Below are 19,363 nucleotides of genomic sequence, written 5' to 3' on the forward strand. Positions count from 1 at the left end.
GGTGACGGGTTGCGCCGGTGGCACCTGCGTCGTGTACGACGAGTCGCTGACCGGCTACGACTTCGGCCCCGAGCACCCGATGAACCCGGTCCGGGTGGACCTGACGATGAGCCTGACCCGGTCGCTGGGCCTGCTCGACGCGCCCGGCGGCCTGGTCGCCGTACGGGCTCCGGACGCGAGCGACGACGACCTGCTCCTGGTGCACGACGCCGCGCTGATCGAGGCGGTGCAGCGGGCCGGCAACGACCCGTCCCGGCACGACCCGCGGTTCGGGCTCGGCACCGACGACAACCCGACCTTCCCGAACATGCACGTCGCCGCCCGGCACATCGTCGGTGCGACCCTGGAGGCCGCCCGCCGGGTCTGGACCGGTGAGGCGATCCACTCCGCGAACATCACCGGCGGCCTGCACCACGCGATGCCCGGGTCGGCGAGCGGGTTCTGCGTCTACAACGACGTCGCCGTCGCGATCCAGTGGCTGCTCGACAACGGAGCCGAGCGGGTCGCGTACGTCGACGTGGACGTGCACCACGGCGACGGGGTGCAGAAGATCTTCTACGACGATCCGCGGGTGCTGACGATCTCGTTGCACGAGACCGGCCAGATGCTCTTCCCGGGCACCGGCTACCCGGTGGAGACCGGCGGCCCGGAGGCGCGCGGCAGCTCGGTCAACGTGGCGCTGCCGCCGGGGACCTCGGACGCCGGCTGGCTGCGCGCGTTCCACGCGGTGGTGCCGCCGCTGCTCCGTGCCTTCGCCCCGGACGTCCTGGTCACCCAGCACGGCTGCGACTCGCACCGCGACGACCCGCTGGCGCACCTGATGCTCACCGTCGACGGCCAGCGGGCGAGCTACCTGGCGCTGCACGAGCTGGCCCACGAGGTCTGCGGAGGACGCTGGATCGCGACCGGCGGGGGCGGCTACGCCCTGGTCGACGTGGTGCCGCGGTCCTGGACGCACCTGCTGGCGATCGTCGGCGGGGTCCCGCTCGACCCGGACGTCGAGACCCCGGAGGAGTGGCGTGCGGGTGTCGGCGAGCGCCTCGGAGCGCGGGCGCCGGAGCGGATGACGGACGGCCGGGAGCCGACGTACCGGGACGTCTCCGAGGGGATCGATCCGGACGCCTGGCTGGACCGCGCGATCACCGAAACACGCGCCGCTGTCTTTCCGGAGCACGGATTGGACCCGGTGTCCTGGTAATCGGGAAAGATGACGCCTCAGAACTATCCTGAGTTCACCTCTTCCCCACGCGTCACATCAGGCCCTATTCTCGGGTCATCGAGCACGTGTGACCTCCGGTGGGGAAGCCGGAGAGCGTGCCATGAGAAAGTGCGGTGCGAGATGGGTTCGAACCTGTCCGGAGATATCTCCGAGGTGAAGTTCCTGACCATTGCTGAGGTTGCCTCGGTGATGCGGGTATCGAAGATGACGGTTTACCGTCTGGTGCACGGCGGCGAACTGCCGGCCGTGCGTGTGGGGCGCTCGTTCCGCGTGAGCGAAGAAGACGTCAACGACTACCTGCGGAAGAGCTTCTTCCAGGCTGGTTGAGCTTCTGCTGACGGATCGGACGTGAGACCACTCACGTCCGATTCGTTTGTCTCCCCCGGTACGGATAGGCTGACCTCTTCCGAGGAGTCTTCTGCGGCTCCACTGCTGAGACTCCATCTGCAAGAAGAGGACACCCGTGGGTTCTGTCATCAAGAAGCGCCGCAAGCGTATGGCGAAGAAGAAGCACCGCAAGCTGCTGAAGAAGACGCGCGTCCAGCGTCGTCGCCTCGGCAAGTAGGGCTCTAGCCCGCCGTACCGGAGAGGGACTGTCGTGGGCCGTGTCGTCCTCGTCACCGGTGTCGCTCGCGACCTGGGACGCCGATTCGCTCGTCAGATAGCGGCCTCGCCTGCTGTCGACCGGGTGATCGGTGTCGACGTCCAGCCTCCCCGTGGCGACCTCGGCGGAGTCTCCTTCGTCCGCGCCGACATCCGCAACCCGATCATCGCCAAGGTGATCATGCGTGAGCACGTCGACACGGTCGTGCACATGAGCGTCCTGCCGTCGGCGGGTTCCTCCAGCCGCACCGCGGCCAAGGAGCTCAACGTGATCGGCACGATGCAGCTGCTGGCCGCGTGCCAGCAGTCGCCGGACCTCGAGCACTTCGTGCTCAAGTCCAGTACGTCGGTCTACGGTTCGTCGAACCGCGACCCCGCGATGTTCTCCGAGGACATGAACGCCAAGCACGGGTTCGGCGTCGGCTTCGTCAAGGACATCAACGAGGTCGAGAGCTACGTGCGCGGCTTCGCCCGCCGCCGTCCCGACGTCCGGGTGACCACGCTGCGGACTGCGAACGCGCTCGGTGCCGGCCTGAGCACCCCGACCACCGGCTACTTCAAGCTGCCGGTGATCCCGACGGTGCTCGGCTTCGATCCGCGGATGCAGTTCCTCAACGACACCGACCTGCTCGACGCGATCGAGCACGCCACCCTGGCCGACATCCGGGGCACCTTCAACATCGCCGGTGCTGGCGTGATGATGCTGAGCCAGGCCATCCGCCGGCTCGGCCGGCCCGCGCTGCCGCTGCCGAGCTTCGCCGTCGGCGCCGTCGGCTCGGCGATGCGTCAGGCTCGGATGGCCGACTTCTCCCGCGAGCAGATCGCGTTCCTCGCCTACGGGCGCGGCGTCGACACCACCCGGATGCGCGAGGTGCTCGGCTTCAAGCCGTCCCGGACCACCGAGCAGGCGTTCGGCGAGTTCGCGGCCTCGCTGTCACCCGGCCTGATCTCCGAGCGGCGGGTCCGAGCCGCCGAGGAAGCCCTGGTCGGTGCCCTCGGAGGCAGGAACCAGATCGGAGAGCTCGATGGGTGACGCCGAGATCATCCCGATCGGGACCCGCGGCAAGCCGGGACGCGGCACGGGCAGTGCCAAGCCGTCGAGCTCGGCCCGCGGCCTGGTCGCGAAGCCGGCCGCCAAGCGCGCGCCCAGGACCAAGACCCCGTCAGCCGCGACCCCCGACGGCGCGGCCCCGGACGGCGCGGCCCCGGACGTCGAGCCTGCCGAGACGCCCGCACCGGCAAGCAGTCGCGATGCCACGATCCCCGCGCCGCGCCAGCCGCTCCACCAGCAGGTCCCGCCGGTAGCGGGTGCGCACCCCGAGCCGACGGTCGGGATCCCGGCCGTGGACTGGCTCGCCGGATTCACCACGGCCGCCGTCGAGGTCTTCGGCGACAACTGGGAGCCGCGCCTGGCCGCGTTCCTGGCGTTCCTGCGCCGCCGGCTCACCGGTGACTACACCGTCGACGAGTACGGTTTCGACGCCGAGATCACCCAGCGCTTCTTCATGACAGCGATCCGGCCGGTGGCCGAGAAGTGGTTCCGGATCGAGGTCCGCGGCGTCGAGAACATCCCGCCCACCGGCGGGGCGCTGGTGGTCTCCAACCACTCCGGCACGATCCCGATCGACGGGATGATGACCGCGATCTCGATCCACGACCACGCCCACCGGTTCCTGCGCCCGCTCGGCGCCGACCTGGTCTTCAAGCTCCCGGTGGTCAGCGAGCTGGCCCGCAAGGGCGGCGTCACGCTGGCGTGCAACGACGACGCCGAGCGGATGCTCCGCGGCGGCGAGATCGTCGGTGTCTGGCCGGAGGGCTTCAAGGGCATCGGCAAGCCGTACAGCGAGCGCTACAAGCTGCAGCGCTTCGGTCGCGGCGGGTTCGTCTCGGCGGCGATCCGCACCGGCGTACCGATCATCCCGACGTCGGTCGTGGGTGCGGAGGAGATCTACCCGCTGGTCGGCAACATCCCGTCGCTGGCGCGGCTGCTCGGGGTGCCCTACATCCCGATCACGCCGTTCTTCCCGCTGCTCGGGCCGCTCGGCCTGATCCCGCTGCCGTCGAAGTGGATCATCGAGTTCGGCGAGCCGATCCGGACCGACGAGTACGACGAGGGCGCGGCGGAGGACCCGATGCTGGTCTTCAACGTGACCGACCAGGTCCGCGAGACCATCCAGCAGACGCTCTACAGCCTGCTGATGCAGCGCAAGTCGGTCTTCGGGTAAGGACCCGCTCGGTCCGGTCGCGCGCTTACCGGGCTGCCGGCACCGAGGCTACTTCGGCAGCAGGCCGGTCAGCGTCGCGAGGGTGTTGTTCAGGGTGTCGGTGAGCGGCGTACCGCCCCCGCCCAGCAATGCCGAGACGCCGGAGGTCAGACCTCCGACGACGCCCGTCAACCCGCCGACCTTCGGTGGGGTCGGTACCGGGAGCCCGGTGCCCGGGTCCACGTCCGGGTCGTCCGCGGTCTTGCCGCTGCTGTCCGGCGTGGCCGGGGTGTTGTCGGTCTTGGTGCTCTTGGCGATCTGACCGGCCTTGCCGGCCAGCTCCGCCTGGTTGCGCGCCTCGACGGCGGCCTTGTGCTCGGCGCGGCTCACCGGGAGCTCGAAGAGGCTTCCCAGGGCGGGCGCGGAGGAGATCCGGAGCTTCTCGCTAATCCCGCCGGGTCCGCAGTCGGCGCAGAGCACCGAGGCCTGCTGGTCCAGGTCGGAGAGCAGCTGGCGGGCGGCCGCGAAGGCGGGACGGGCGTCGGCCGGCGCGTCCGAGGACAGCGAGTCGAGCTTGGTCAGCTGGCTGCTGAGCATCGCCCGGAGGCGGGAGATCGTCTCGGTGTCGCCGGTGCGCTGGAAGTCGACGAAGAGCAGGTCGGCACCGTCGGTGGCACTGCGCTTGAACGACGACAGCGTGTGCGTGATCTGCGTCGTCGAGTCGTTCTTGGTCAGCAGGCCGTCGACCTCGTTCAGCCGGGTGCCGGCCTGCCGGAGCAGGTCCTGGCCCTTGCCGGAGTCGCTGCCGTTGAGCGAGACCTGGGCGCTCTCGATGCTGCGCTTGAGCGGGTACAGCGCGTCGCCCGGGAGGGCGTTCTCGGCGGCGGCGGCCACGCCGGCGGTGCCACCGACCACGACCAGTGCCGCGGCGGCGATGCTGATCCGGCGCTGACGGCGGTTCGTGGAGGGCTGCTGCAGCGGGACGACCGGTGCGAGGGTCGCCTCGGCCGGCACGAGGAGGGTGTCGGCGGCGTCCATCAGCCGCATCCGGAGGTCGGCGACGAAGTCGGCGCGCGGCGCCGGGATCTCCTGCTCGCGGAGCACGTCCACGCAGGTGAGGAGATCGGAGTAGCGGTCGGCTACGTCTCCTCGTGCGCCGTCGACGGCACGAGCGAAGGCCTCAGCGTCTCTGCGCGCCGGGCTGAGCGGGGTCATGAGCTGGATCCTGATTCCTGGGAGGGGACGCTCGGCGTTCCCGCAGGGGTGGCGCGGTCACGCGAACGCTCGTACATGAGGTCCAACGAGCGCACGAGGTCCGAAGTTATGCGTGACGTGGGACGCATTCTGGGCATTTTGAACTGGTTCGCGCTCATCATTCCCGCTCCCCCGCCGGAATCAACTTCGCCAGATTTCGGACACCTCGCAGCTGGAGCTGCTTCACGGCTCCGCTGCTGCGTCCGAGGATCTCCGCGGTCTCGGCGATCGAGAGGCCCTGGAGGAAGCGCATGATCAGGCACTCGCGCTGCTCGGTGGGCAGCTCGCCGAGCGCACGGAGCAGGGCCTCGTTCGTCAGGGACGCGAGTACCTCGATCTCCGGGCTCTCCGAGGTGGTGTCGAGGGTCTGCATGTCCTCGGTGGTCTGCTCCAGGCGGGTGCGACCTGCCTTGAAGTGGTCCGCGGTGAGGTTCCTGGCGATGGTCATCAGCCAGGCGCCGAAGTCCTTGCCCTGCCAGCGGAACGAGTGCATGCTCCGCAGCGCCCGGAAGAACGTCTCGGCGGTCAGGTCCTCGGCGAGCGTCATCGAGCCGACCCGGTAGTACAGGAACCGGTAGACGGACGGCTGGTAGTGGTCGTACAGCTGTCCGAACGCGTCCTTGTCGCCGTTGCGGGCCAGCTCGACCAGCGCGATCAGCCGGGTGCCGACGGCCTCGTCCTCGGCGGAGGAGGCGGCCAGCTCGGCGTCGCCGTGGTCCGGCCCGCGGTCGGCGTCCTTGCCGGGGGAGGGGACCGGTGCGAGGTTCGCCCCGGAGCCGTTGGCGGCGTGCTTGCGCCGGGCGCCCACGGTGGTCGCGTTCGCGAGGAGGATGCGGTCGTCGTCCATCCAGGACGGACCGGGGGTCGCCAGCAGAGGAGTGTGCGCCAACTCGGCGACCGCGCGGTGCAGCGCAGCAAGACCGCGCGCGTACTCCCGGCTCACTCCCATGAACAGTTCTCCCTCCCCGGCCCCCCGCCAGGATTCACGTGCTCACCATAGACAGGGCGGGCGATATTTGGGAATGAAGTTCGACAAATCACCCGCCGATGCACCCGCTTGTCCAGACCAGTTACGGAACTGCACGGGCTCCGTACCCAAATCGTTACAATTCGGACAGTCTAGCGGAGTCGGCGACGGATCGCCGTACCGGCGGCGACGGTGCCGACCGCGGCCCCTGCGACGGCCGCGGTGAAGGCCCCGGCGCGGGCCGCCTTCCGCCCGGTGCGGTAGTCGCGGATCCGCCAGCCCTCGGCCTTGGCGTGGGCACGCAGCTTGGCGTCCGGGTTGACCGCGCACGGGTCGCCGACCAGCGAGAGCATCGTCAGGTCGTTGTAGGAGTCCGAGTACGCCGAGCAGCGGGTCAGGTCCAGGCCCTCGCGGGCCGCCAGCGCGAGGACTGCCTCGCCCTTCGCCGGGCCGTGCAGCATCTCGCCGACCAGGCGGCCGGTGTAGACGCCGTTGATGTGCTCGGCGACCGTGCCGAGCGCCCCGGTCAGCCCCAGGCGCCGCGCGATGATGCTGGCGATCTCGATCGGTGCCGCCGTCACCAGCCAGACCCGCTGGCCCTGGTCGAGGTGGAGCTGCGCCAGTGCCCGGGTGCCCGGCCAGATCCGGTGCGCCATCGCCTCGTCGAAGATCTCCTCGCCGAGCGCCTCGAGCTCGGTCGTGGTGTGACCGGCGATGAACGCGAGGGCTGCCGAGCGGGCCTCGGCGACGTGCTCGGGGTCCTCGACGCCGACCAGGCGGAAGTAGGCCTGCTTCCAGGCGGCACCGACGATGTCGCGGGTGGTGAAGAACTTGCGGCGGTGCAGCCCCTTGGCCAGGTGGAAGATCGAGGCGCCCTGCATCACGGTGTTGTCGACGTCGAAGAACGCCGCGCCGGTCGCGTCGGGATCGACGGCCAGGCTGGTCTCGACCTCCGCGATCGCGGCCGAGGCCTCGCCGGCCAGGCGGGAACGACGCTTGAGGTTCAGCGGGCGGTTGGCTGGCGTCACGCGACCAGCCTAAGCCTCGGCGGTGCGCCGCCGGTGCTCGCCGAAGACGCTGAGGCTGAACTCCACGATCGACTCGCGGAGCTCCATCACCTCGGCGGCCCGGCCGGTCCGGACGTACTGGGCCAGTCGGGTGTAGATGCCGCCGACCACGAGCGGGACCATCTGCGGGTCCGGGGTCGGCATGCCGGCGGACATCTCGGCGTTCGCGAACAGCTCGTAGGAGCTCTCGAGCGCGGCGTGCACCCGGGCGTGCGAGTCCCGGCCGGACTTGTGGATCTCGACCAGGTAGAACCGGGAGAAGGCCGGGTTGTCCGCGGTCGCCCGGAGCAGCGCGACCATGCAGGCGTCGAAGGCGGTCTCCCAGCCCTGGTCCGCCGCCGCCGTGTAGGCCTGTGCCACCGCCCGGATGATCTTGCGGACACCGACGTCGAAGGCGGCCAGGAGCAAGTCGTCCTTGTTGGGGAAGTGCTCGTAGAACGTCGCCAGGCCGACACCGGCGCGGGCGCAGATGGCCTTGATCCCGGTGTTCTCGAACCCGGACTCGTCGCTCAGCTGGACGACCGCGTCCATCATCCGTTCGCGCTGGATCGCGGCGACCTGCTCGCGGGTATAGCTGACGCCGGGGGCCGTCAACGAGCGGGCGGGGTCACGAGCGTCGCGCGCACCGGGCAGCACCAGCCGGTCGTCCGCGTTCATTCGATCTCTCCGACGCTCGATTTTCGGTACTGGGGGTTTGCGCGCGAAGCGCTTCCGAGAGCGACTGATCCTGGGATCGCGCCGACGGGACGAAGCATAACTTCGAGCGAGGTGGGAGGGCCGTTCGTGCCGGCCTGGCGCGTCGTTGACCCGGAAGTCCGGGCGTTCATAAAAACCACGTCAAACCAGGACAAAGCGAACAGTTCAGAAATGAACTCCATCGCAGGGCCGAATTTAAGTAACTTTTGTTATCGGGAATTCGCGTGATAGTGCGGGCCCACCAATCACCGCAGGTCAGTCGGGTAGTGGCCTGAGCCTGGAGGTAGGCGAATTCGTAAGTAACCAAGATTTCATCGAAACTCGTGAGTAACGTTGACGCATCGATGAAACCCGGGTTACATCACTCCCCAACAGATGCTCGGGACCCACTCACCCAGGAGTAAAGATGAGTTCGCACCCCGTACGACGACGCCGTTGGCGTCGTGCGTCGCTGGGCCTGATCACGGCGCTCGCGCTGCTGGTCGCGCCGTTGGCGATCGCCCCCGCCCAGGCAGACGACGAGCCGTCCAGCTTCGGGCTGAGCATGGTCGCCGGCACCGGCAAGATGATGATCGCCGGCAACGAGCCCGGACCGGACCTGGCCAACCCGACCAGCATCAACGGCAGCTACGACGCCGAGACCGGCCAGCTGACGGACGTGAACTTCTCCAGCCCCTCGGTCACCTTCGAGCAGCACGTGACCAAGCCGATCACCCTGACGCTGCAGATCACCGAGCAGCTGCTGATGATGGACCCCGGCAGCGGGACCGGCCGGCTCGAGGCCGACGGCACCCTGGCCTTCAACCTCGGTCTGAAGCTGCGGGTGCAGATCGCCTCCACCGTGGCGAACGGCGACTGCTACTCGCAGCCGGTCAACGTGGAGCTGCGCTCGACCGCCCCGTACGACCCCGCCACCGGCCGGGTCTCGCTCAAGGCGGAGGGCTTCCGGGTCAACAACTTCGAGGTGACCGACAAGTGCTCGCAGCTGATCGTCACCAACTCCGGCCCGCAGTTCGAGGGCACCAACAACCGCCTCACGCTGACCGCCGAGGGTGACTTCGGGACCCGGCTGGAGCAGACGACCACGTCGCTGGCCGTCGCGCCGGACGAGGCGATGAACGACACGGAAACCACGCTCACCGCCACGGTGGCGCCGGCCGCGGCGAGCGGAACGGTCAACTTCTACTCCGGCGGTACCTCGCTCGGCGATGCCCCGGTCGTGGACGGCGTGGCCACCACGACGACGAAGCTCAGCGCGGGCAGCCACCAGCTCCGGGCCGAGTACGGCGGCGACCAGACCTACGCCGGCAGCACGAGCGCGTCGGTCGCCTACCAGGTCAGGGCCTACGCGACCTTGAGCGGTGACCTGCCCGGCACGGTTCGCCGGGGCGCGGCTCCGCAGCCGTTCACGTTCTCGGTCGCCAACCCCGCCAACGGGCGGGACGAGCAGCGCCTGCGCCTCGACCTCGCGATCGACCAGGACCCGAACCCCAACCTCTGCCCGACCTGTCCCGGCTACGGCGACTACGTCGAGGCCGAGGACGTGGTCTGGGAGTTCCAGGACGGCTCCGGGGCCTGGCAGCGGATCCCGTTCAGCGGTGACATCGCCGGGGGAGACGCCCAGCTCCTCGGCGCGTTCGGCGGGAACGCCGGGTTCGCCCTCGCGGCCGGCGAGAGCCGGGACGTCCCGATGCGACTCAGCATCGGCAACGGGTCCGCCGAGGGCCGCAAGCTGAAGGTGACGGCCGCGCTGGTGCAGGTCGATGCCTCGACCGGCGAGAGCGGGGCGACGATCGACTCGTCCTCGGCCACCGTGCAGATCCCGCTCGCCGAGCGGGTTCCGCTGGAGTCGATCGGGATCGACATCCTGTTCGGCGGCGCGCAGCCGTACCGGTACGCGCAGGGGTACGACATCGGCTGGCGGGTCCGGTTGAACAACTCCGCGGTGCCGGCGACCGGCTACCCCGACGGGCGGGTCGAGTTCTTCGTCGACGGGAAGCCGCGTTCGGTGACCGTCGGGGCGGTCTCCGGGACGATCCAGCAGGTCCCGGAGGGCCTCGCGCAGATCACGCAGGCGGTGATCCGCACCGACGACCTCGCGCCGGGCAACCACACCATCCAGGTGAAGTACCTGGGCGGGACCAACCACCTGCCGATGCTGTCCGCGCCGCTCACCTTCGAGGTGCTGGCGCCGTTCGGTGCGCTCTACGAGTGCAGCTTCCCGACCCTCGGCGGGGGGTCCGGCTCGAAGCGGATGCTGATCGACGGTTCCGCGGACGTGCCGGCGTACGCCGGGGTGGGCTCCGAGGTCGACCTGGGCCGGGTGCGGGTCACCGTCGGCGGCGATCTGCGGAACCGGCAGTACGCGTCGGAGAACCTGACCGCGGAGATCGGGTCGTCGGGCACGGCGTCGGCGGCGACCGGGGTGATCGAGAACCCGAACGCCGCGCACAACGACTACCGGATCCTGTGGGACGGCGGAACCGGCCGGACCACCGTCAGCGGCGCTGCCGGTGACCTGGTGGACGTCCCGCTGGACCGGGTCCGGTTCTACACGCCGACCGGTGACCGCCAGTACGACTGCGTGCCGGTGGGACGGCCGGCCTCGCTCGGGCTGGTGCGTCTGGTCGGGACCGACCTGACCGTCAGCCCGGCCGGCAGCAGCAGACTGGGTGAGCTGGTCACGATGACCGCGACGGTCACCGGCGGGGCGTGGTTCAGCACGGCCGGATCGGTCACGTTCCGGGACGGCAACCAGGTCCTCGGCACGGTGCCGGTCGCGTTCAGCACCCCGGTGTCGTTCAAGACCGCGGACCTCGGGTCGGGCGCTCACCAGCTGACGGCGACCTGGAGCGGCGGCATCGGCTTCCCGCCGGTGCGGTCGGCCGCGGTCGAGCACCGGGTCGCCAGTCCGACGGTGACCACGCTGGCGACGTCGAACGCGACGCCGCAGTACGGGCAGCCGATCACCTGGAAGGCCACCGTGAAGCCGAGCCCGGCGACCGCGGGAACCCCGTCCGGGGACGTGCAGTTCGCTGTCGACGGGAACCCGGTCGGATCCCCGGTCCCGCTGGTGGACGGGGTCGCCACCTCGGCGCCGGTCGCCAACCTGGCAGTCGGGTCGCACCAGGTGACGGCGTCGTACGCCGGCTCCACGGCCTTCGGCCCGAGCACCTCGGCCGCCCTGGCCCAGGTGGTCGCGAAGGGGGCGACGTCGATCAAGGCCACCCCGGCCCTGGTCGAGCTCAAGGGGCTCAAGCTGCACCTGACCAACCTCTCCGCGACGCTCACCGGGCCCGCGGGTCCGGTCGCCGGGGAGACGGTCACCTTCAAGAGCGGCGTGGTGCCGCTGTGCACCGCGATCACCGCCGCGAACGGGGTGGCCAGCTGCAGCGGTACCGCGGGCCTGCTCGGGATCATCCTGGCCCTCGGCTACAAGGCGGACTTCGCGGGCAGCGCCGGCTACCTGCCTTCGTCGGGCAAGGGGGCGCTGATCGGCTGATCCACCCGAGGTGAGTTCGGGTGCGGGGTGCTGGGCCATTCGGGGCCCAGCACCCCTGTCCCTTATGGGAGACTCCCCGGATGGAGACCAACGTTGCCGATCTCCTGGCCGCCGCGGCTCGTGCGGAGCCGACGAAGATCGCGCTGTCCGAGGCAGCTACCGGCCGCACGGTGACCTGGGCCGCCCTCGACGACCTGGCCGACCGGGTCGCGCAGGGGCTGTCCACCGCCGGCATGGTCGCCGGCTACCGGGTGATGATCGCGGTCACCAACCGGATCGAGTTCGTCGCCACCTACCTGGGCGTGCTCCGCTCGCGGATGGTGGCGGTGCCGATCAACCCGCGCAGCGCGACCGGCGAGATCGTCCGGATGCTGGTGGACTCCGGCTCCCGGATGGTGATCGCCGACGGCAGCACCATCGCCGGGGTGCGCAGCGCCGTCAGCGGTGTCGCCGAGGCCTGGGAGGCGACCGACGCGGAGACCGCGACCCCGCCGCGCCCGCGGATCGTGAGCATCGGCACCACCCTCGAGCCGGGGGAGCGGTCCTGGGACCACCTGGTGATGGAGGCCGGTGTCGAGGTGCCGGGGACGACCGACCCCGAGTCGGTCGCGGTCCTGCTCTACACCAGCGGCACCTCCGGCCGGCCGCGCGCCGCGATGCTCAGCCACCGCGCGCTGGCAGCCAACATCGCGCAGGCCGCTGCCGTGGTGCCGCCGATGATCAACGGCCGCGACGTCGTCCTCGGCGTGCTGCCGCTCTTCCACGTCTACGGCCTCAACGCAGTCCTCGGCCAGGTGATCCGCCAGCACGCGCGGATCGTGCTGGTCGACGGGTTCGACCCGGAGGGGTCGCTGGACATCATCGAGGACGAGGCGATCTCGGTCCTCCCGGTCGCGCCGCCGGTCTTCGCCTACTGGATGCAGATCCCGGGCATCGAGGACCGGTTCGGACCGGTCCGCACGATCCTCTCCGGATCGGCGCCGCTGGCCCCCGAGCTCACCGAGGCGTTCACCGCGCGGACCGGGCTGACGATCCACCAGGGCTACGGGCTCACCGAGGCCGCACCGGTGGTCACCTCGACGCAGTGCAGCGCGCACCCCGATCCGCGCTCGGTGGGGGCGACACTGCCCGGCATCGAGGTGCGTCTCGTCGACGAGCACGGTGCCGCACCCGAGGACGAGGACGCCGGCGAGATCTGGATCCGCGGCGCGAACCTCTTCTCCGGCTACTGGCCCGACGGTGCCGACGGGCCGGACGAGGAGGGCTGGTGGGCGACCGGTGACGTCGGCTACCTGACCGAGGCGGGCGACCTGTTCCTGGTCGACCGGCTCAAGGAGCTGGTGATCGTCTCCGGGTTCAACGTCTACCCCAGCGAGGTCGAGGACGTGATCGGCGAGGTCGCCGGCGTCGCGGCGGCAGCGGTGATCGGGGTCGAGGACGAGCTGACCGGTGAGGCCGTGGTCGCGTACGTGACGCCGGCCCACGAGGTCGACGAGGACGAGCTGGTCGCGACCATCCGGGCGCACTGCGAGTCCCGGCTGGCCGGGTTCAAGCAGCCGCGCACCATCCACCTGGTCGCCGAGCTGCCCTACACCGGGACCGGCAAGGTGCAGAAGGGCCGGCTGCGGGCCACCGAGCGCCGCCGCGCTCTCGGGTTGCTGGAGTGACCGTGGCGCGCGTCCTGCTCTACGGCAAGCCCGGCTGCCACCTCTGCGACGACGCCCGTGCGGTGATCGCCCGGGTCTGCGCGGACGTCGGGACGTCGTACGACGAGGTCGACATCACCGGCGACCCCGCGCTGATGCGCCAGTACGGCGAGCAGATCCCGGTGACCTTCGTCGACGGTGCCCAGCACGACTTCTGGCGGGTCGACGAGGCTCGGCTGCGCGCAGCACTCGGTCCGGTCGCCGGCGCCTGATCGGGCGCGCCGCCGACCCCGCTGGGTGGGGAATGTCTCACCTGTGCTAGTCAAGTCGGGGCCACGGGTCGGACTCAGTTTGTTCCCACGTTCACAAACTCTTATGGTGATCTGGCTGACCGCTTTTCAGACAGGCCCGCTGACCGGGCCCGGAGCGCGTCGCTGGAGAGTTGACCGTGAGCCCTACACGTATCCCTGAGGCGACCGTCGCGCGCCTTCCGGTGTACCTGCGGGCCCTCAATTCGCTGCTGGACTCGGACGTCCGCTCCTGCTCCAGCGAGGAGCTGGCCACCGCGGCCGGCGTGAACAGCGCCAAGCTCCGCAAGGACCTCTCCCACCTCGGCTCCTACGGCACCCGCGGCGTCGGGTACGACGTGGAGTACCTGCGCTACCAGATCTCCCGCGAGATCGGCCTCACCCAGGACTGGCCCGTCGTGATCGTCGGGATCGGCAACCTGGGCCACGCGCTGGCGAACTACTCCGGCTTCTCCTCGCGCGGCTTCCGGACGGTCGCACTTCTCGACGCCGACGACAGCCGTACCGGCGAGCTGGTCGCCGGCCTGAAGATCCGGTCCTTCGACGAGCTCACCGCGATCGTGCACGAGCACGGGGTCGCGATCGGCGTCATCGCCACGCCTGCTGCGGCCGCCCAGGCCGTCGCCGACCAGATGGTCTCCGCCGGCATCCGCAGCATCCTGAACTTCGCGCCGATGGTGCTCTCGGTCCCCGACGGCGTCGACGTGAGGATGGTCGACCTGTCCAGCGAGCTGCAGATCCTGGCGTACCACGAGCAGCGGAAGTCGACGCTGCAGCCCGACGACGGGGTGGTCGCATGAGCGTGCTGGTGGTCGGCATCTCGCACAACTCGGCACCCGTCTCGGTGCTGGAGAAGGTGGCCCGTGACTCCGAGGGCACCCACAAGCTGATCCGCGACGTCTCCGACAACGAGCACGTGATCGAGGCGACGGTGCTGTCGACGTGCAACCGGATCGAGGTCTACGCCGAGGTCGATCGCTTCCACGGCAGCGTCGAGGCGATCTCGCGGATGCTGCTCGAGACCGCCGGCGGTCTGCCGGAGGAGCTCGTCCCGCACCTCTACGTGCACTACGACGACGGTGCCGTCTCGCACCTGTTCCACGTCGCCTCCGGTCTCGACTCGATGGTCGTCGGCGAGAGCCAGATCCTCGGCCAGGCCCGGGAGGCTCTCCGCGTCGGCCAGGAGTCCGGCACCGTCGGTCCGGCCCTGAACACGCTCTTCCAGCAGGCCCTCCGGGTCGGGAAGCGGTCGCACGCCGAGACCGACATCGACCGGGCCGGCCCGTCGCTGGTCAGCTCCGCGCTGGAGCAGGCCGCCGTGCACCTGGACCGGGTCGACGGTGCTGCCGGGATCCGCGCGCTGGTCGTCGGCGCCGGGGCGATGGCGGGCCTCTCCGTCGCGACCCTCACCCGGGCCGGTGCCCCCTCGATCGTGATCGCCAACCGGACCGAAGCCCGCGCCGCCCGGCTCGCCGAGTCGTACGGCGCCCGCGCGATCCCGCTCGCCGACATCGCCGCCGAGCTCGCGGACGTCGACCTGCTGATCTCCTGCACCGACTCGACCAGCATCCTGGTCGACGCCGAGACACTGCGTTCGGCCCGGCCCGTCGGTCGCCCGCTGGCGATCATCGACCTGGCGCTGCCGCGGGACATCGACCCGGCCGTCGCCGACGAGCCAGGGGTGCACCTGATCGACCTGGCGACGCTGGCCGCCGAGCTCGAGAACGCCGGCGAGCGCGGCGAGGTCGCGGACGTCCGGCGGATCGTCGGCCAGGAGCTGCAGGCCTTCCTCGCCGCCCGGCACGCCGCCGCGGTGACGCCGACGGTGGTCGCCCTGCGGACGATGGCGACCGGGGTCGTGGAGACCGAGCTGCAGCGCCTCGCCGGCCGGCTGCCCGACCTCGACGACGCCGCCCGCGCCGAGATCGAGCTCGCGGTACGCCGGGTGGCGGACAAGCTGCTGCACCAGCCCACGGTCCGGGTCAAGGAGCTCGCCAACGAGACCGGCGCGGTCTCCTACGCGGCGGCGCTCGCCGAGCTCTTCTCGCTGGATCCCGACGCCGTCGAGGCCGTGACCCGGGTGGAGGGCGTATGAGCACGCTGCGCGTGGGTACCCGCGCCTCCGAGCTGGCCCGCACCCAGTCCGGCCTGATCGCCGACGCGATCACCGCCCGCACCGGGCGCGAGACCGTGCTCGTCCCGGTCTCGACCGAGGGCGACGTCAGCACCGCGCCGCTGGCGAGCCTGGGCGGCACCGGAGTCTTCGTCAGCGCGCTGCGCGACGCGCTCCTGGCCGGCGAGGTCGACGTCGCCGTGCACTCGTTGAAGGACCTGCCGACGGCCGCCGCCGACGGGATCGCGCTGGCCGCGGTCCCCGAGCGCGAGGACCCGCGGGACGCGATCATCGCCCGGGACGGCCTGACCCTCGGTGAGCTTCCGGTCGGCAGCAAGGTCGGCACCGGCTCGCCGCGCCGGGTCGCCCAGCTCGAGGCGCTCGGGCTCGGCATCGAGCTGGTCGGGCTCCGCGGCAACGTGGACACCCGGATCGGACAGGTCACCTCCGGCAAGCTCGACGCGGTCGTGCTGGCGCGCGCCGGTCTCGCCCGGCTGGGACGCGCCGGCGAGATCACCGAGACCATCGACCCGATCCAGGTGCTGCCCGCGCCCGGGCAGGGCGCGCTGGCGATCGAGTGCCGCGCGAGCGACACCGAGCTGGTGGCAGCCCTGGCCGCGGCGCTGGACGACCCGCACACCCGGGCCGCGGTCGAGTGCGAGCGGATGGTGCTCGCCGAGCTCGAGGCCGGCTGCTCGGCGCCGGTCGGCGCGCTCGCCGAGGTCGTCGAGGGGGAGGACGGCGCGGAGCTCTGGATCCGGGCCGTCGCCAGCAGCCTCGACGGCGCTCTCTCCGTCCGGCTCTCCGCCTCCGGCCCGTACGACGACCCGATCGGCCTGGGCCGCAAGCTCGCCGCCGAGATGATCGCCGACGGCGCCCACACCCTGCTCGATCGCGGGACCCTCGACAACCCCGTGCTCCACCCTCACCCCAACACCAGCGGCAAGTAGCAAGAAGGCGATTGTGACCAACACTGCACCCAGCACCAGTGCCCGCCAGACCCGGTGGGTGTCCTTCGTGGGCGCCGGACCCGGCGACCCCGACCTGCTCACCGTGCGCGCGGCCGAGCTGCTCCGGGACGCGGAGATCGTCATCACCGAGCTGCCCGAGCACGAGGCGCTCGTCCGCGGGCTGCTCGGCATCCCCGAGCCGGTCGAGGTCGAGGACGACGCGGAGACCGACGCGGTCGAGGCGGTCGGGGGTCCGCTCTTCATCGACGGCGGGTTCGGCGAGGACGGTCAGCCGCTGACCCACGCCGCCCGCGCGAAGGTCATCATCCGGCAGGCCAAGACCGGCCGCCGGGTGGTTCGGCTGATGGCCGGCGACCCGTTCCTGTACGCCTCCGGTCCCGAGGAGGCCCAGGCCTGCGCCAAGGCCGAGATCGGCTTCGAGATCGTCCCGGGCGTCTCCTCGGTCAGCGCCGTCCCGGCGTACGCCGGCATCCCGCTGACCACCAAGAACCACCGCGAGGTCACGGTGCTCTCGTGCAGCGGCGCCTCGATCGACTGGAGCAGGTACATCGACCGTCCGACGCTGGTGCTGCTCTCGGCGGTCGGCAGCATCGCCGAGATCGCCCGCGAGCTGATCGCCGCCGGCAGGTCCCCGGAGACCCCGGTCTCGATGACCCGGACCGGCACCGTCACCACCCAGCGGACCCTGGTCTCGACGCTGGCCACGGTCGGCGTGGACGCCCGCGCGGCCCGGATGGAGGCCCCCGCGATCACCGTCGTCGGCCCGGTCGTCGACCTCCGCGAGCAGCTCTCCTGGTTCGAGAACAAGCCGCTCTTCGGCTGGCGGGTGCTGGTGCCCCGTACCAAGGAGCAGGCGGCCTCGCTGTCGATGCGGCTGCGCAGCTTCGGCTCCGAGCCGGAGGAGGTCCCGACCATCTCGGTCGAGCCGCCGCGCAACCCGCAGCAGATGGACAAGGCCGTCCGCGGCCTGGTCGAGGGCCGCTACGAGTGGATCGCCTTCACCTCGGTGAACGCGGTCCGCGCGGTCCGGGAGAAGTTCGAGGAGTACGGGCTGGACGCGCGCGCGTTCTCCGGGCTGAAGATCGCCGCGGTCGGGGAGAAGACCGCCGCATCGCTGCTCGACTGGGGCCTGCGCGCCGACCTGGTGCCCTCCGGTGAGCAGTCCGCCCGTGGCCTGCTCGAGGACTGGCCGCCGTTCGACGAGCTGCTCGACCCGATCAACCGGGTCTTCCTGCCGCGCGCCGACATCGCCACCGAGAACCTGGTCGCCGGCCTGATCGACCTGGGCTGGGAGGTCGACGACGTGACGGCGTACCGGACCGTCCGGGCGGCTCCGCCGCCGGCGCCGACCCGCGAGGCGATCAAGTCCGGCAAGTTCGACGCGGTCGTCTTCACCTCGTCCTCGACGGTGCGCAACCTGGTCGGCATCGCCGGCAAGCCGCACGCCTCGACGATCATCGCCGTGATCGGGCCCGCCACCGCGAAGACGGCCGAGGAGCACGGGCTCCGGGTCGACGTCCTGGCGCCGAACCCGTCGGTCGAGGACCTCGCCGACGCGCTCGCCGACTTCGGTGCCGCTCGTCGGGCGTCGATGATCGAGGCCGGGGTCCCGGTCACCAAGCCGTCGGAGCGGCGCGCGGCCGGACGTCGCCGGGCCAGCTCGAAGTAGCGTCCTCGGACGTCGAGCGGGTTCGGACGTCGAGCAGGTTCGGACGTCGAGCTTGTCGAGACGCGGTGAGAGGATTGAGGACATGAGCTACTACCCCGAGATCCGTCCCCGCCGGCTGCGGCGCACCCCGGCCCTGCGCCGGCTGGTCGCCGAGTCCGGGGTGGCTCCGCGCCAGCTGGTGCTGCCGTTGTTCGTCCGTGAGGGCGCGACCGAGCCGACCCCGATCTCCTCGATGCCCGGCGTCGTCCAGCACACCCGGGAGACGCTGAAGAAGACCGCGAACGAGGCGGTCGCCGCCGGGCTGGGCGGCGTGATGCTCTTCGGCATCCCGCAGTCCAAGGACGCCGTCGGCTCCGGTGCCGTCGACCCGCACGGGATCCTCAACCTGGCGATCACCGACGTCGTCGCCGAGGTCGGCGACGAGCTCACCGTGATGTCGGACCTCTGCCTCGACGAGTTCACCGACCACGGTCACTGCGGCGTGCTCGACGCCGAGGGGAACGTCGACAACGACCGCACCCTCGACGTGTACGCCGCGATGGCGATCGCCCAGGCGGCTGCCGGCGTCGACCTGGTCGCGCCCAGCGGGATGATGGACGGTCAGGTGCGGATGATCCGCAGCGCCCTCGACGCCGAGGAGCACACCGACATCGGGATCCTCGCGTACTCCGCCAAGTACGCCTCCGCCTTCTTCGGGCCCTTCCGCGAGGCGGTCGACTCCTCGCTCCAGGGGGACCGGCGCACCTACCAGCAGGACCCGGCCAACCGCCTCGAGGGAGTGCGCGAGGCCAAGCTGGACGTCGCCGAAGGAGCCGACATCGTCCTGGTGAAGCCCGCCCTGGGCTACCTCGACGTCCTCGCCGCGGTGAAGGACGCGGTGGAGGTTCCCGTCGCGGCGTACAACGTCAGCGGGGAGTACTCGATGATCGAGGCGGCGGCTGCGAAGGGGTGGATCGACCGCGAGGCGGCGATCCTGGAGAGCCTGACCTCGATCCACCGGGCCGGCGCGGACATCGTCCTGACGTACTGGGCTCTGGAGGCGGCGGGGCTTCTTACGTAGGGGGGTGCCTGCGGGGCTTTTTGCCCTTCGGGCTTGCGCCCTTCGGGGTGCGCCTGCGGCGGGCTCCGTGGCTGGGTTTGCGGG

General features: G+C 70.9%; 17 protein-coding genes. 13 read left to right on the forward strand and 4 right to left on the reverse strand.

Annotated features, from left to right (window positions below; translation table 11 throughout):
* The first annotated feature begins 1 nt into the window (after position 1).
* The 5 genes from EFK50_RS10775 (at position 2) to EFK50_RS10795 (ending at position 4,047) form a co-directional block, all read left to right on the forward strand.
* Positions 2–1,198: an acetoin utilization protein AcuC gene (locus tag EFK50_RS10775; protein ID WP_246004121.1), complete on the forward strand. Its 1,197-nt coding sequence runs from the start codon at positions 2–4 to the stop codon at positions 1,196–1,198.
* Between the two features lie 141 nt (positions 1,199–1,339).
* On the forward strand, positions 1,340–1,546 hold the full coding sequence (locus tag EFK50_RS10780; protein WP_123227559.1) for a helix-turn-helix domain-containing protein: 207 nt from the start codon (positions 1,340–1,342) through the stop codon (positions 1,544–1,546).
* A 136-nt stretch (positions 1,547–1,682) separates the two neighbouring features.
* Positions 1,683–1,784 carry a 30S ribosomal protein bS22 gene (locus EFK50_RS10785; protein WP_081683056.1) on the forward strand — a complete coding sequence of 34 codons (102 nt, stop codon included), beginning with the start codon at positions 1,683–1,685 and terminating at the stop codon, positions 1,782–1,784.
* 33 nt (positions 1,785–1,817) lie between these two features.
* Positions 1,818–2,855 (forward strand): NAD-dependent epimerase/dehydratase family protein, encoded by a 1,038-nt coding sequence (locus EFK50_RS10790; protein WP_123227560.1) that lies wholly within the window; start codon positions 1,818–1,820, stop codon positions 2,853–2,855.
* On the forward strand, positions 2,848–4,047 hold the full coding sequence (locus EFK50_RS10795) for a lysophospholipid acyltransferase family protein (protein WP_123227561.1): 1,200 nt from the start codon (positions 2,848–2,850) through the stop codon (positions 4,045–4,047). Before EFK50_RS10790 ends, EFK50_RS10795 begins: the two co-directional genes overlap by 8 nt.
* A gap of 48 nt (positions 4,048–4,095) precedes the next feature.
* Here EFK50_RS10795 and EFK50_RS10800 read toward each other — a convergent pair whose 3' ends face one another.
* The 4 genes from EFK50_RS10800 to EFK50_RS10815 all read right to left on the reverse strand — a co-directional run bounded on the left by EFK50_RS10800 (position 4,096) and on the right by EFK50_RS10815 (position 7,971).
* Positions 4,096–5,241, reverse strand: a complete 1,146-nt coding sequence (locus tag EFK50_RS10800; protein WP_123227562.1) for a DUF5667 domain-containing protein — start codon at positions 5,239–5,241, stop codon at positions 4,096–4,098.
* A 157-nt stretch (positions 5,242–5,398) separates the two neighbouring features.
* The gene (locus EFK50_RS10805) at positions 5,399–6,229 is read right to left on the reverse strand and encodes a sigma-70 family RNA polymerase sigma factor (RefSeq protein ID WP_246004122.1); all 831 of its coding nucleotides are present in this window, start codon (positions 6,227–6,229) and stop codon (positions 5,399–5,401) included.
* Positions 6,230–6,399: 170 nt separating this feature from the next.
* A complete protein-coding gene (locus EFK50_RS10810; protein ID WP_123227563.1) occupies positions 6,400–7,275 on the reverse strand; it encodes an HAD family hydrolase in 876 nt (291 codons plus the stop codon).
* Positions 7,276–7,284: 9 nt separating this feature from the next.
* A complete protein-coding gene (locus EFK50_RS10815) occupies positions 7,285–7,971 on the reverse strand; it encodes a TetR/AcrR family transcriptional regulator (RefSeq protein WP_123227564.1) in 687 nt (228 codons plus the stop codon).
* 445 nt (positions 7,972–8,416) lie between these two features.
* Here EFK50_RS10815 and EFK50_RS10820 point away from each other — a divergent pair, with 445 nt between their 5' ends.
* The 8 genes from EFK50_RS10820 (at position 8,417) to hemB (ending at position 19,279) form a co-directional block, all read left to right on the forward strand.
* A complete protein-coding gene (locus EFK50_RS10820; RefSeq protein ID WP_123227565.1) occupies positions 8,417–11,512 on the forward strand; it encodes an Ig-like domain-containing protein in 3,096 nt (1,031 codons plus the stop codon).
* Positions 11,513–11,592: 80 nt separating this feature from the next.
* Positions 11,593–13,179, forward strand: coding sequence for a class I adenylate-forming enzyme family protein (locus tag EFK50_RS10825; protein WP_123227566.1), 1,587 nt, complete (start codon positions 11,593–11,595; stop codon positions 13,177–13,179).
* Between the two features lie 2 nt (positions 13,180–13,181).
* Complete coding sequence (locus EFK50_RS10830) at positions 13,182–13,430, forward strand: glutaredoxin family protein (RefSeq protein ID WP_123227567.1); 249 nt, start codon at positions 13,182–13,184, stop codon at positions 13,428–13,430.
* A 170-nt stretch (positions 13,431–13,600) separates the two neighbouring features.
* A complete protein-coding gene (locus EFK50_RS10835; RefSeq protein ID WP_123227568.1) occupies positions 13,601–14,266 on the forward strand; it encodes a redox-sensing transcriptional repressor Rex in 666 nt (221 codons plus the stop codon).
* On the forward strand, positions 14,263–15,561 hold the full coding sequence (locus EFK50_RS10840; protein ID WP_123227569.1) for a glutamyl-tRNA reductase: 1,299 nt from the start codon (positions 14,263–14,265) through the stop codon (positions 15,559–15,561). Before EFK50_RS10835 ends, EFK50_RS10840 begins: the two co-directional genes overlap by 4 nt.
* Positions 15,558–16,529: a hydroxymethylbilane synthase gene (hemC, locus tag EFK50_RS10845; RefSeq protein WP_123227570.1), complete on the forward strand. Its 972-nt coding sequence runs from the start codon at positions 15,558–15,560 to the stop codon at positions 16,527–16,529. The genes EFK50_RS10840 and hemC overlap by 4 nt, the downstream gene beginning before the upstream one ends.
* 13 nt (positions 16,530–16,542) lie before the next feature.
* Positions 16,543–18,219, forward strand: a complete 1,677-nt coding sequence (locus EFK50_RS10850) for a bifunctional uroporphyrinogen-III C-methyltransferase/uroporphyrinogen-III synthase (protein WP_123227571.1) — start codon at positions 16,543–16,545, stop codon at positions 18,217–18,219.
* 82 nt (positions 18,220–18,301) lie between these two features.
* Positions 18,302–19,279 carry a porphobilinogen synthase gene (gene hemB, locus EFK50_RS10855; RefSeq protein ID WP_123227572.1) on the forward strand — a complete coding sequence of 326 codons (978 nt, stop codon included), beginning with the start codon at positions 18,302–18,304 and terminating at the stop codon, positions 19,277–19,279.
* The last annotated feature ends 84 nt before the right edge of the window (positions 19,280–19,363 follow it).

The organism is Nocardioides marmoriginsengisoli (genome assembly GCF_003725695.1).
Taxonomy (GTDB): Bacteria; Actinomycetota; Actinomycetes; order Propionibacteriales; family Nocardioidaceae; genus Marmoricola; species Marmoricola marmoriginsengisoli.

What these genes read in the sequence shown, in the direction of transcription:
- EFK50_RS10780 (WP_123227559.1), top strand. Translation starts at nt 1,340, where the DNA reads ATGGGTTCGAACCTGTCCGGAGATATCTCCGAGGTGAAGTTCCTGACC.
- EFK50_RS10795 (WP_123227561.1), top strand. Translation starts at nt 2,848, where the DNA reads ATGGGTGACGCCGAGATCATCCCGATCGGGACCCGCGGCAAGCCGGGA.
- EFK50_RS10800 (WP_123227562.1), bottom strand. Translation starts at nt 5,241, where the DNA reads ATGACCCCGCTCAGCCCGGCGCGCAGAGACGCTGAGGCCTTCGCTCGT.
- EFK50_RS10805 (WP_246004122.1), bottom strand. Translation starts at nt 6,229, where the DNA reads ATGGGAGTGAGCCGGGAGTACGCGCGCGGTCTTGCTGCGCTGCACCGC.
- EFK50_RS10815 (WP_123227564.1), bottom strand. Translation starts at nt 7,971, where the DNA reads ATGAACGCGGACGACCGGCTGGTGCTGCCCGGTGCGCGCGACGCTCGT.
- EFK50_RS10820 (WP_123227565.1), top strand. Translation starts at nt 8,417, where the DNA reads ATGAGTTCGCACCCCGTACGACGACGCCGTTGGCGTCGTGCGTCGCTG.
- EFK50_RS10825 (WP_123227566.1), top strand. Translation starts at nt 11,593, where the DNA reads ATGGAGACCAACGTTGCCGATCTCCTGGCCGCCGCGGCTCGTGCGGAG.
- EFK50_RS10840 (WP_123227569.1), top strand. Translation starts at nt 14,263, where the DNA reads ATGAGCGTGCTGGTGGTCGGCATCTCGCACAACTCGGCACCCGTCTCG.
- hemC (WP_123227570.1), top strand. Translation starts at nt 15,558, where the DNA reads ATGAGCACGCTGCGCGTGGGTACCCGCGCCTCCGAGCTGGCCCGCACC.
- hemB (WP_123227572.1), top strand. Translation starts at nt 18,302, where the DNA reads ATGAGCTACTACCCCGAGATCCGTCCCCGCCGGCTGCGGCGCACCCCG.